This is a genomic window from Vallitalea sp. (assembly GCF_025211055.1).
Lineage (GTDB): Bacteria > Bacillota > Clostridia > Lachnospirales > Vallitaleaceae > Vallitalea.
In genome coordinates, this window is sequence record NZ_JAOARO010000057.1 from 128429 (window position 1) to 142667 (window position 14239).

The 14239-nt window shown below is 26.9% G+C and carries 10 protein-coding genes and 1 CRISPR repeat array; all 10 genes read right to left on the reverse strand.

The features are described 5' to 3' along the window. Positions 1-95 precede the first annotated feature (95 nt). On the reverse strand, positions 96-866 hold the full coding sequence (locus N4A55_RS07780; protein WP_293755033.1) for a zinc dependent phospholipase C family protein: 771 nt from the start codon (positions 864-866) through the stop codon (positions 96-98). A 34-nt stretch (positions 867-900) separates the two neighbouring features. Further along, positions 901-1632, reverse strand: a complete 732-nt coding sequence (locus N4A55_RS07785; RefSeq protein ID WP_293755034.1) for a ZIP family metal transporter — start codon at positions 1630-1632, stop codon at positions 901-903. A 301-nt stretch (positions 1633-1933) separates the two neighbouring features. Continuing rightward, entirely contained in the window at positions 1934-2155 is a 222-nt protein-coding gene (locus tag N4A55_RS07790) for a hypothetical protein (protein WP_293755035.1), read from the reverse strand. Between the two features lie 219 nt (positions 2156-2374). Further along, a CRISPR array of direct repeats spans positions 2375-6103; the repeat unit is 30 nt; unit sequence ATTTCAATACAACTATTGTTAAGGTTCAAC. Between the two features lie 176 nt (positions 6104-6279). Next, on the reverse strand, positions 6280-6570 hold the full coding sequence (cas2, locus tag N4A55_RS07795) for a CRISPR-associated endonuclease Cas2 (protein ID WP_293755036.1): 291 nt from the start codon (positions 6568-6570) through the stop codon (positions 6280-6282). Positions 6571-6580: 10 nt separating this feature from the next. Beyond that, positions 6581-7582 (reverse strand): type I-B CRISPR-associated endonuclease Cas1b, encoded by a 1002-nt coding sequence (gene cas1b / locus N4A55_RS07800; protein WP_293755037.1) that lies wholly within the window; start codon positions 7580-7582, stop codon positions 6581-6583. 11 nt (positions 7583-7593) lie between these two features. Beyond that, positions 7594-8088: a CRISPR-associated protein Cas4 gene (gene cas4, locus N4A55_RS07805; RefSeq protein ID WP_293755038.1), complete on the reverse strand. Its 495-nt coding sequence runs from the start codon at positions 8086-8088 to the stop codon at positions 7594-7596. Positions 8089-8098: 10 nt separating this feature from the next. After that, positions 8099-10690 carry a CRISPR-associated helicase Cas3' gene (gene cas3 / locus N4A55_RS07810; protein ID WP_293755039.1) on the reverse strand — a complete coding sequence of 864 codons (2592 nt, stop codon included), beginning with the start codon at positions 10688-10690 and terminating at the stop codon, positions 8099-8101. A 165-nt stretch (positions 10691-10855) separates the two neighbouring features. Then, positions 10856-11614 carry a type I-B CRISPR-associated protein Cas5b gene (gene cas5b / locus N4A55_RS07815; RefSeq protein ID WP_293755040.1) on the reverse strand — a complete coding sequence of 253 codons (759 nt, stop codon included), beginning with the start codon at positions 11612-11614 and terminating at the stop codon, positions 10856-10858. Further along, positions 11614-12513: a type I CRISPR-associated protein Cas7 gene (locus N4A55_RS07820; protein WP_293755041.1), complete on the reverse strand. Its 900-nt coding sequence runs from the start codon at positions 12511-12513 to the stop codon at positions 11614-11616. Before N4A55_RS07820 ends, cas5b begins: the two co-directional genes overlap by 1 nt. Further along, positions 12514-14235 carry a hypothetical protein gene (locus N4A55_RS07825; RefSeq protein ID WP_293755042.1) on the reverse strand — a complete coding sequence of 574 codons (1722 nt, stop codon included), beginning with the start codon at positions 14233-14235 and terminating at the stop codon, positions 12514-12516. Between the last annotated feature and the right edge of the window lie 4 nt (positions 14236-14239).

Genomic DNA, 14239 nt, shown 5'->3' on the forward strand with positions numbered 1-14239 from the left:
TATGAAAGTTTACTTTTAAGAGTTTCTTTCTGTATAGCTAATAATATATAATTTTTCTCCTTTTGTAAGGGGCTGTTTCAAACCATAAAACGTATTTATGGTTGAACAGCCCCTACCTTTTTCAAATCTTTCAAGAACAATAGATAACAACCTGCTGTAGTTCGTTGTGCTAACGGTAATGTATATAAAGTCTTGTTATAATATCTTAATTTGGTATTAGGAATATCTTTTACCTTTTTTTCTATCCTAATAGCCTTCTTTGCATTATACCTAATATAATTTTCTGGCGAATCCAATAAAATAGGTGGTTTAGTTGCAATATACTCTTTTACTAAGTCATGAGTATATTTTACATAATTTTCATATTGTCTATGTTTGTTAAGCAATCTAATCTGAACATGCTGACTTATAGTAAGGTCTTGGATTATATGAACGCAAGCACCCAAATAAAACATGGATTTACTTTTGTTACCTTCTTTCCATAGTTTAAGAGCCTTATTATAGTAATCTTTTGTCACTGTCAGAGAATGACTATGTCCGAATAACCCTCTTTCTATGTTAGGGTTATAAAAATGTGCAATACTTCTGAAGTCTTGATCTGCCCAGACAGATCCTTCATTAATATCCTCTAGGTAATCATGAAATAAATCATATTCATCTTCATAGTTATATTTTTTTAATAATTGTAATCCTTGATAATTATTGAATTTATGAACTTCACAATCTGTAGATATAAATATTTTTTTGATTGGATTGATTATTTTTAATAATCTTCTAAAGGATTTACCATAATATTTTTCAAATCTTTTTCCCATTGTCATTCCTTCTTTGTCATCACTTACGTTATATAAGATTATTATACCCAATATTAAGATACCTATTTATATTATTTATTATAAGTTAATTATGTGATAATAGAACACCTAATATCATGCCCAATATAATTGAGATAGTTATTGATCTCCCTTTCCATTGATTCATTGATTTTACGATAATTTCTCCTGTTGTTACATATAGCATGATACCACCTGCAATACCTAATGATATGGAAATACACTCAGGGGATATCTGACTAAGTGATAATCCTATAATTGCTCCAATACCCATAGAAAGGCTTATAAAACTTACCATTAAAAATATATAAACCATTCTAACCTTACTTTTTATAAGTGGCATGGCTATAATCATACCTTCTGGTATATTATGTACAAGTATTGCAAAAGCAAATCTTAATCCTTCTCTATTAGAAATACCTATCATTGAACCAATAGCAATGCCTTCTGGTATATTATGTATCATAAATGCAATTGATAAAAGGATGGCACTTTTGATATATCTATTATCTGTGTCTTTTTGAATTTTTTTGCTCTTATCAAGGTAATCTTCTAGTACCAAAACAAATATTATACCTATTCCAATACCTATCAGCCCAATATTCAATCCCCCTATTTCAAATGCTTTTGGTAATAACTCAAATGAAACAATAGCTAACATTAGTCCTGCTGTAAAAGCAAGCATAACACCTTCGAATCTTTTACCTCTATCAGATATTCTATATGTCATGATTACCCCTAATGAGAGACCAATTAATCCAGTTAGTGAGCTAACTAAAAAAGACAAACTATTACCCATATATAATCACCTCTTTTAATGTATATATGATATAAATCATATAAGTATGAGTTAATTACTTAAGGTAATAAGTTTCTTTGTCAGTATTCTCTAATGTATATTTAATTAATCTTTAATTTTTCTTTTACTTGTACTTAATGTACATAGTATAAAATGTCATTATGATGTAAAAAGGAGGATATATAGTGAAAAAAGGGTTACTATTATTATTTACAATGATTGGAGTATATGCAACAATACATCATAAATTCATAAGCAAAAAAGGTTCATATTGCCAATCTAGGTAATATGAACTCTTTTTTTATTTATCCTTTTTGTAAACAAACCATTCTATTAGGCTTATTATCAAGTATAATATTATCATACTAATACCAATAGTTAATAACCAGTTATTATTACTAACTGGACAAACCCCATCTGGAAGTTTACTTCTTTCATAATAAGTTTTTCCTAATGCAAATATAGATATTCCTTCAGCAATATAAAATATAGTGTTAGATAGTATACGTAGCTTTTTATTCATAGGATAACCACCTCACGTATAATATTTGATATCTTTATTATACACTAAAAAACTATTATTTAATATTTTTTGAATGATATTTTTTTATCTTCTATTATTCTAAAACATATACATATGACAGGATATAATAAACCTAGTTTTCTTACAAACTATAAGTTTTTATATCTATTGTTAAGGTTCAACCAGAGTGGTACATAAACGGAGATAATAAGCAAGGAGATTTCAATACAACTCTTGTTAAGGTTCAACTAGTTTGTCGGCTTGGAGTGTTCCTCTTTATAGCGTATTTCAATACAACTATTGTTAAGGTTCAACCGCCTTAAAGGGCTTCCTTTAATACTCCGATTAGCAATTTCAATACAACTATTGTTAAGGTTCAACTTGGGTACCACAATTAGAAAAGAATTAACAAATGATATTTCAATACAACTATTGTTAAGGTTCAACACCATCTAGATTTAGATTTTTATGTACTACAACTATTTCAATACAACTATTGTTAAGGTTCAACACTTGCAATACATCTAAGAGTTTTTTTGTTATGGTATTTCAATACAACTATTGTTAAGGTTCAACTGGACATTTTCAAGGATTATTAAGCTTTATAATGAAATTTCAATACAACTATTGTTAAGGTTCAACAATCTCCTGTAGTATGCTTGGTATATTAGCTACCTGATTTCAATACAACTATTGTTAAGGTTCAACTATCACATAGTCATTATTTTTAAATGTTTTTGATCCATTTCAATACAACTATTGTTAAGGTTCAACCGAATGTGCTAACTATTTCATCAGCAATTTCTTCTGCATTTCAATACAACTATTGTTAAGGTTCAACAAGTTCTTCCATAAATCATAATTGACTTTAAGACAAATTTCAATACAACTATTGTTAAGGTTCAACACCTAATAAAAATCAAAATTCTAGCCAATTTATTCAATTTCAATACAACTATTGTTAAGGTTCAACCCGAGGATAGAGAGTACATAAAATACTATATTTCAATATTTCAATACAACTATTGTTAAGGTTCAACGAGAGTTATATCTAACTCATGTTTTAGGACATAAAAATTTCAATACAACTATTGTTAAGGTTCAACTTGTCAGAAATCAATAAAAATAAAGGAGTGATATTGATTTCAATACAACTATTGTTAAGGTTCAACAAAACAAAAGTATAGAGATATTGAGTTCATTAACAAATTTCAATACAACTATTGTTAAGGTTCAACTTGGAACAAGAACATTAGTTAATATTAACTCTATCTAATTTCAATACAACTATTGTTAAGGTTCAACTTACAACTCTTAGCATATTCTTTCAATCTTTGGGTTATTTCAATACAACTATTGTTAAGGTTCAACAAACTACGAGATTATAAAGAGCATAATTAAAATCATATTTCAATACAACTATTGTTAAGGTTCAACTATTAAAGTATATTATTGGTTCTCCTGATGTTGGTTAATTCAATACAACTATTGTTAAGGTTCAACATGAGAGAGATAGAGATTAGAGGTAAATCATTAGAATTTCAATACAACTATTGTTAAGGTTCAACATGGAACACCTGACTTTCTGAATAGATATTATTTAATATTTCAATACAACTATTGTTAAGGTTCAACACCATTGAAGCTTTAAAGTTACACAAGAAAGCTCAATTTCAATACAACTATTGTTAAGGTTCAACTTAACACCACCAATCTATTTTACTTTTTTCTGTTTTATTTCAATACAACTATTGTTAAGGTTCAACTAATATTAGTTTAAGAAAGTTAGAGAAATTAGTTATATTTCAATACAACTATTGTTAAGGTTCAACTGTTGTCCATTTAAACTAATTATAGATGATAGAGCATTTCAATACAACTATTGTTAAGGTTCAACAAATTATAAAGAACAAGGCAAAAAACATTTAATCCAATTTCAATACAACTATTGTTAAGGTTCAACGGGACGACTATTTTGGACAATGGAACACATGGTCTGATTTCAATACAACTATTGTTAAGGTTCAACATTATTTTGTTTTTAGATTTTTCTTTTTCAGAAGAATTTCAATACAACTATTGTTAAGGTTCAACCAACTTGCAATGGCAATGAGCAACTGACAAGCACATATTTCAATACAACTATTGTTAAGGTTCAACTTTAAGTTATGATCCAAACCCAACTATCAATTTTATTTCAATACAACTATTGTTAAGGTTCAACGCTACTTGTCTTGATACAGGAGGTCACTATACTAAATTTCAATACAACTATTGTTAAGGTTCAACTCATTGCTCATTCTTAATTCTTGTTTCCAATTCAAAATTTCAATACAACTATTGTTAATGTTCAACTAAATATGTAGATTAATATAGATTATAATTATATAGGATTTCAATACAACTATTGTTAAGGTTCAACTTATATTAACCAAACTATGGTCAATTTTTAAAAAGTATTTCAATACAACTATTGTTAAGGTTCAACTATGTACAAAAGACAATGGTCACAGAATTGCTGACGAATTTCAATACAACTATTGTTAAGGTTCAACAGTTTCGGGAAATATAACCCACAACGTAAACTAAGATTTCAATACAACTATTGTTAAGGTTCAACAGTATATCCTACTTTAGATTTAGCAGAGTATACAAGATTTCAATACAACTATTGTTAAGGTTCAACTACTGGGATGATCGAGCTATAAGAATACATTAATATATTTCAATACAACTATTGTTAAGGTTCAACTTATAATATAGCTCATGGACAGATATACTCATTTAAATTTCAATACAACTATTGTTAAGGTTCAACCTACCCAACAAATATATCAGCACGTAACGGAAAACAATTTCAATACAACTATTGTTAAGGTTCAACCTTTAAAGCTTGGTTGGGAGGTAAAACTAGTGCAATAATTTCAATACAACTATTGTTAAGGTTCAACGTATAATGGGAAGTGGAAAAACAACATGGGCTATAAAATTTCAATACAACTATTGTTAAGGTTCAACACAGCTGTTATAAGAGCAACAGGGTCAGACACCTTAGAATTTCAATACAACTATTGTTAAGGTTCAACTCCAATACACTTAATTTACCTTCCGACTTTACTCCATTTCAATACAACTATTGTTAAGGTTCAACAATTAAACAACAAATAAAAGCACTTATTAATATTCAATTTCAATACAACTATTGTTAAGGTTCAACAAGAAGACATATATTACAGTACATCAGATGCATTAATATTTCAATACAACTATTGTTAAGGTTCAACAAATGATTTAGAGGACATTGAAAAAGCACAAGGACTATTTCAATACAACTATTGTTAAGGTTCAACTTTAATTACATGATGTTAGGTAGATTAAAAATGGATTGATTTCAATACAACTATTGTTAAGGTTCAACTGAGAACAGAACTCATCCAAATGGGTATTCTCTCAAATTTCAATACAACTATTGTTAAGGTTCAACTTGATTTAGCATATAAAGTTTGTTGTAAGTATCCTAAATTTCAATACAACTATTGTTAAGGTTCAACCTAGTATACAAGAAATTCAAGATGAATTAGAGTTTCAATTTCAATACAACTATTGTTAAGGTTCAACCTTATATTATATTTTTACATTACCAGTTAACTTCAATTTCAATACAACTATTGTTAAGGTTCAACAATCAACATAATATAAACCCCCTTAATTTTATTCAAATTTCAATACAACTATTGTTAAGGTTCAACGAAAAAATAGAAATTACAGAAGAAGATTTGGAAACATATTTCAATACAACTATTGTTAAGGTTCAACTTTTTTACCTAAAATAATTATTGTGGAGTTCTGCGAATTTCAATACAACTATTGTTAAGGTTCAACATATATATGAAAATCCAGAGCTACTGGAAGGGAGCAATTTCAATACAACTATTGTTAAGGTTCAACCAATATAAATCCAACATTCCTCTAACTAATATTAAACCACAAACCCTCTAAAATATCAACATTATCTTCATTTTTTCCACCCTAATTCATAAAAATATTTTTGAGTGTGCAAAGTGCTCTTTAACGTTGATAAATAGAGGGTTTAAAGTTTTTTCAGAATATTCATACCTGGAAAATCAAATGAATAAATCGCCATCAGGCTGTTTAGGATTAGTCCCTAGTGTTACTTCATCAAATACATAATCTCCTAATAAATTAATAAAAGTTACAAAGTCCTCTTCCTCATATATTATATTTTTTAATTCACTTTCTAACTTAATCAGTTTTGCAGTAGTAATCTCACCTCTAAATACAGATTTCTGATGATGTGTTAAATATTTTTTGCATATTTTGAACACCTTTGCTACTCTTTTTTCATTAACGTCATAGAAGACAAATATATAATTATAGTTTTTCTTCTTTTGCATTAGTATCACCTTATTTCTTTAGATTTTCATTAAATGGTTGAAATGGCTTGTCTTCCATAAGATACTTAATTAATTTATATCCATCATATTTTATAGCTGTTTCATAAGTGATTTTTCTATTTAATCCTTCGTGCTGAAACACTGTATGTAAACGATTTTCATATCCCTCTATGAATATTTTCTTGCCTTTTTCATTAAGTAAACAATAATTTAAATTTTTATCAAAATGTTTACTAACAGTCAATTGCCTAGTATTAACTAGATCAAATATAGTCTTATACACAATAACTGGTTTAAAAACTTCCGATATATCCAAACTAAGGGAAAACCTAGATTCGGAAGGTTCATGAAGATAACTAATTGTTTGATCTAGGTGAGTATGATATAGCATAGTTATTGTTTTAGCATATAACATAGAATTACCAAATGAAATCAGTGAATTAATTGGATTATCAGGAGGTCTTTTAACTCTCTTAGCCATAACGAAATCTTCTCTAAGAAAATATTTAAAGCTACTGTAGAATCTAGCCCATAATGAACCTTCTATCATAAGTATATATTTTATATTATCTTCTTTCACTAATAATTCATCTATATCTTTGCAATAATCTATGAACTCTTTTAATTCTTTCTTGCCATGTCTATAGTAATGATATAATACATCTCTCATATTAGAAGCAATTCCTTTAACTATTGCTCTTGCAATAAACAACCTTTTTTCGTCAGTATAAGCTAAAGCTTGTTTTATTTTCAATTTTCCACTAAGCAGATATTCTTTCGAATAAAATGTCCCACTATAATTATTATAGTAATTGAAAAAGTGAACTACTATTCCTGCTCTTGATAAAAAATCTAACAACTTTGTATTAATACTTACTTCATTAAGTATGTATAGCTCTCTTACATTTTCTATTGGTAAATGATTTAGTATTCCTCTCTCATTTCTAAAGCATAATGTATTATCTTTTCTTTTTAAATCTCCCATTGTAAATATATATTTAGTTTTTCCCATTTATGTTCCCCCTATATATAGCAGTATTCATAATATGCACATTTCTTGCAAGTAGGTTTATTAATGACACTTGGAATACTATCTGTTTCTAATAGATTAATAATATGACTTTGTAACTCTAATATCTGCTTCTCACTTTCCTCATCCAACTCAACATAATGAGTTTTTTTATTATCTTTTTTCTTTTCTACTACTACAATTTTGCCTTTTTTAGCTATTCCTTTTTGTTTCAGTATGTATAGATAGAATAATAACTGCCATTTAGCAGCATTAATATCTGCATCAGATTTTTTTATCTCTACTACATAATCCTCAGTTATTTTATCAATCTTAATATTATCTATTGCTATCTCTGTATTTTTCTTACCTTTATTTTTCAATTCGTGTAAAACTCTTCCAATCATAACATCTTCTGAATTATTTTCTAGATTAAGCTTATTACCAAATAGATAACATTGTCTTTTACAATGAAAATAATAATTAATTAGAGTTCCTGTTACTTTCATAATCCACCTCCTATAAGAAATCACTTTCACAAAAATTATTTTTCAAAAGCTCATATGCCTTTTCTTTACTGAACTTATCATCTTCAATAAATCTCTTACCATTCTCATAATAATATAACTCTCCCAATTTATCGTTATAATCATTAGGCTCAATTTTCATACCTTTCTTCTTCGTTCTTACATAGATTGAATATATGAAATAATTCATTTTTGCTTTTACTTCTGATAATAGTATTTTTTTCTTAGCAAAGGGAATTGTGGTGTCATGTAATAGAGTAATATACTCATTCCATACCTGTTTTCCATCCACTTCAATTCCATCTATTTTTTCTTTTAGATTTAAAAATAGCTCTATAGTATTTTGTTCATCTATTAATTTCATCTTATCTTCTATTGCAGTGAAATTAAGGCTATCTATTTCGTTTAGGGTTATAGTAAAATTATTACCATCACATCTATTTTTCACATTTTCAATATCTTCAAGAGCTTTTCTATAGAATGGTTCAAAATCCTTATCTATAAGCATCTGTTGAATATTAGTGTCTAGTAATGTTTGATTCATTCTATAGTCGTTTCTATATACTACTTTTGCTTCATCCATATTAAAGAAGTATGCTATACTCTTGTCTTTGTTTTTACAAGACCTATTAATTCTTCCTAAGAACTGCTCTTCAGCATCTAGAAAAGAAATTGATTTGAACCCTATATTCATATCAATGTCAACACCTGCTTCTATTACTTGGGTAGATATTAATAGACAATCTTCAAACACATTTTTAACATTATTTATTATATTCTTTCTTACATTTTTATTATCACTTCCTGTAAGTTCTAATATTATTCCTTGATCATATTTATCCTTCCATTTTTCCTTAGCCATATTGTAAAATATTCTAGCTGTTCTAGTTTGCAAAAACTCAACTAATATTTTACATTTTCCTCTTGATTCCCAGACTTGTCCTACTTTATCAAGTAGATTCTTCAATTTTTCATTAATATCTTCTCCCTGTAATGGATTATTAATCATTGAGAAATCTAGATTAACTCTATTTTTGAATAAAGGTTTTTTATAATATTTATTTCTATCATTAATTAGATTGACATATTTGGCTTGTTTATTATTAAGTAAAATATCTATTTTAGGCAGAGTTGCGGACATGATAATTACTTTTATATTAAGCATGGAACTATATCTATCTAGAAAATATATCATTTCTTTCCATAACTTAATTGCATAACTTTGTATTTCATCAATAATAATAACACTATTAGCTAGATGAGCAATAGGTATGCATTCTTCTCTTGTAGTACCAAATAACATATTAAAAAGCTTAACATGTGTTGTAACTACTAATGGATAGTTTAGAAAGATATAATTAAGATATCCTTTCTCATAATCAACTATTTCTTCATCATTACTATTATTGTGTACATTAGTTTTTATAGGCGTTATAGAGTTCATTATTGTTATATCTATTATTTTACCAAAAGATTTATCAAGTTCTTCTGCTGTTTGTTCTACTAGTGTATTAAATGGGAATATGTAAAATAATTTGTTTAATTTTTTATTAGCTTTAAATAAATTAAGTGCCAAATTAATAGATGTGTTAGTCTTACCACTTCCTGTAGGAGCTTCTAGGTAAAATATATTTTTATCACTATTTCTAATAATATTTTCAGTAGCTTCTAGAAACATCTCTGACCTAAGTTCATTAATAGGTGTTTTGGTAAAAGGATTTTCAACATTTTTATTTTTATTAATATGCATTGAGTATTGTTTTATCTTCTTATATATAGAAGTATTTTCATATTCCTTACTTATTTCTTCTATATAGTTATTCATATTCCCCATATCTTCTAGCTTAATATCACTATCTGACATATATTCATAAGTTGCATAGTAGTCAGAACCCACTAAAATAGAGTAAAATAATTTTGATAAGATAAACATTGCTCCTTTTGGCTCAATTAAACTATATATACTTATTAATCTATTTTCTTTAAGTGAATCAACATTATCTTCAACATCTTCCATGTAACCAGTAACATAGAACTCCTCAAAACTATCGTTAAATTCATTAATAGATTCTCCGTATGAAAGAAGTGTACTAAGTCTTGTATGGTGTTTGCTTATTAGATATGAAAATATGTAAATACAATAATATAGAAATTTAAATTCATCATCATCTATATCTAATTCATTTAATCTCATATAAAATATATTGCTATATAATACACTGGAATTCATTGAATGATTGAAATCTCCAACATAATTCTTAAATATTGGATTCTTCATTCTAGCTTTCTGGAAATTGGCATTAATTTTGCCTATATCATGAAGATATATTCCATTTATAAAAAGCTCAAATAGGAATTGTTTTACATTAGGTTTAATAAAATTACTTCTATACTTAAATTCATTTAAAATATTTTCTAATATACTATCAATATTTTTGCCTTGAAATATAAGCTCCATATATTTTTTAGTTCTATCCATATGTTCTAACAGTTTTTCTTTCTCTTTATTACTTTTGCAAGTATGAGCAAAATAATTGTCTATACTTGGAATATATTCCTTGATCTTAATATAATTATACTTCATATAAAAGCCCTCCCTAGTCATAAATAATATCAAAATACATGTATTGAAAAAAACTAATATATGTTAATTGCTGTTAAGCTATTGAAAGGGACATATTAACAATATATCTACTTATATATGTATAATATATCAAGTAAAAATGTATTGTATAATAGTCCCTTATAATCAAAACATATACAAATTATTGCCTTCACAACTATATATGCATTTATCTTCCAAAATATCTTTTACATATTGGTTTGTATATATAAAAGTATCAAATACATAAATATTGTCATATGGCACTAATTCTATTGGTAGACTTTCTTTAAACATGAACATATCTTCTTTATTTTTATTTCTTAATGAACCTGTTGTAAAATTAATTTTTTTCATTGATACTAGACTATTAATTTTATCTACTTCTTTTGGTATACTAAATTCCACTTCTTTTACATGAGTTATATCTGCTAAATGATCATTTTTCCCAAGATATGGAGTATATACGCATTTACCTCCAAGTAAATAATCTTTAAGTTTACTCATTATGTTCTGATTGGCACTATATAGATAAATTTGCCACTTAGGGTATTCTAACCAATACTCTCTTACTATAAGATTGCCTCCCTCTTCTGCACTAGCATAACCTACACTGTTATTAAATACTTGCAATTTCTTGGAGAAATAGCCTTTTGAAGAAAGAGGTACTATTGCAACTTTTAAATCTTGTAGCTTTTCATAGAACTTAGGAAACTCCATTTTATCTTCATGTAATTCATTATACTGAAATTGTTGTAAATAACCATCTAGTCCAATTATAGAACCAAGAAGTCCTAATAAAGCAACTTTATGTATATGATTATAAGTAAGATAAATACTGCTATTTACATCACGTTTTTTAAACATTGCAGTATTTCCACTAAGTCTAAAAGTTAACCCTGTCATTAAATCACTTCTTTCGTAAAGATATTCATATATGTAGTTTTATCACTATCAAATCCTTCTACTTTAGTTGAATATGGATTGTAATATACTTCTATCTTCTGAATACCTTCTTGTTGAAGTAGTGAAGAATTCTTTAATCTAATAATGTCATTTTCGCCTTTTTCAAATTCAATATAAGCGGCTAGATTAGGTAGATATACATCTTCTTCACATTCTAAGAAAAAGGTAAATTCATTTTCACATCCAATTTTACTATTAGTTGCTAATAATGTAGCACTACATAGACTAGCTTCTTTGAAAAGCTTATATGCTTCTTCACTAAAGCCATTAAAATCATCTATTATATTTATATAATTGTTATATGCTTTTGGATTAACTACTACTGGATAGAAATAATGTGCCTCGTCACTTACAATCTTTTTACCTAGTGTTGATGCATCTTTAGTCTCATCAGTACTGAATGGTGATAAAATATCTTGTATTTCCACTTCACTTTTCTCATAATGATTAAATCCCTGCCCTACTTGAATAGCTCCTGTTATAGAAATATTATTTTTTTCTGCTGCAAATGTTGCTCCAAAACACATAATATCTATAGCACTGAATAAATTTTTCAATATATTTTCTGAAGGTGTTTTTTTATCTATTGGTTCAAATAGCTCTGCGTATCTTCCTTCTAATGTTTTTGGCTGTAATTTTTCTTTATTTATTTGGTAAGATTTCATATATAATACTTTTTCGCCTTTATTTTCCCAATATTTTTTCATACTATATTTTAATGCTTTATCACTTCCAAAAGTCCTATTATCACTTATAGTTTTGGGACGTCCTGTAAAATCAGCATTCCAATTAGACATAATACTCTTAACCCCTATTACTCCATAAACTCTATTATCCATCTATTCATTCTCCTTCTTATATAATATATTGGCTGCTAGATAACCTGCTAAGAACATCTGTGTGTCAACTTTACTATTTTCAGGTTCATACATCTGTACCATTGATAGTGCATTATTAAATCTAATATCTTTCATTACAATAGCATGACTATATTTCATAAATGTATATTTTATTTCATCTTTCAGTTTTTTATCATTGTTGCATTCTAAGTAAGTATTCACCACATCATGATTTTGATTCTTGTCTTTTGCTTTAGTTTTCTGTAATATAAATCTAACTACCTGTCCAGCTAAAAAATAATACTGTCTATCATTATCACAATCTGCGTGACTTTCTTTTATTTTAGAATACAATGTATCCATTGTATCATTTAGCATTCCTGGCATATCTTCATTCCCTCCTATTTGACTCACTAGTGCAATATATAGATTATAGGCTTTTATAGCTTTTGATATTGAGTTATCTCTAAGCTGTAATGTTACAATCTTAATACCATATTTGTGAATTATATTATTAATACTATTATCATCACTTAATTTAAAATAATTGAACATAGCTTGTCTAACAATTATAATTATATTTTTTAAGTCTTGACTTATTTTTTTAATATTTTTTGGTTCTTGAAAATAATTAGATTTTAGACGTTTATCAAACCAAATCTCATTTATATAATTTTCTAATTCAATTCTTGTTTTTTTCTTCAGATAAGGATATTCTTCCCACTCATCTTCTATCTTATATTTAGCTCTTAGATAATTATAAATCTCTATATTCACATTACTATTAAACATTGGAATAATATCAAAGTTTTTTACTTCTGCTGTTTTTCCTTGTTCAAGATATAGAAAATAATATCCTTCTTGTCCAATTTTTATTTCTTCCTCAATACCTGTTATGAAATCAGAGTCATACTTTATATATAAGCAACCACTTTTCCTAGTGCCTAACCAATCAAAAAATTTCTTATGCATAAGAATATCTGAGCTTTTTATTAGACAAGGTATATTATTTACCATTGTTTTGTGTTCTAGATATGGTTTTTTAACGTTAAGTCCCATATTATTATTAGTAAGCCCATATATCTCACCATTAATAGTTTTATTATATTCATTAGCATTAAATAAATTGGGAACTAAATATCTTTTTGATTCAATTTCGTAGTCTTCAGTAGGAAAATCAAAAAATATTCTCACGTAATTACTAAAATCTATTTTTTCTAAATTACTTATAATGCTTGGTAAATTTTCCAACATATATTGTTTACACCAAATGATATTTTCTTCATTAATTGGTTCAGTAATACTATTATATAATTCTAATGATTTCTTTCTCTTTTTATATTTTATTTGTGGATCTAACAAAATGTCATAGTACTCAATAATTCTTTCTTCTAACTTACTATAGTCTATTTTCTTATCTCCAATTACAGTATCTTTCTTAAAAAATAGAGTAAGATAATTATTAGAATGCAATTTTTTCTTAGGGTCTATTGGTTTATTCATATCAAGAAGATTGGATATATAATCTCTTTTGCAAAACCACCTATATGTATCATCTCTATAGACTTCATCTTTTTTATCATATATCTTTTGTTCTTCAATCTTACCTTCTCTATTAATCTTAATATAGATACCTGTTTTTAATTTATAACTATCTAAAATAAGTGAATCGCCTTTCACTTCATAAGCTTTTTCAAATAAGCTAACTAATTCTTCTAACAATCTA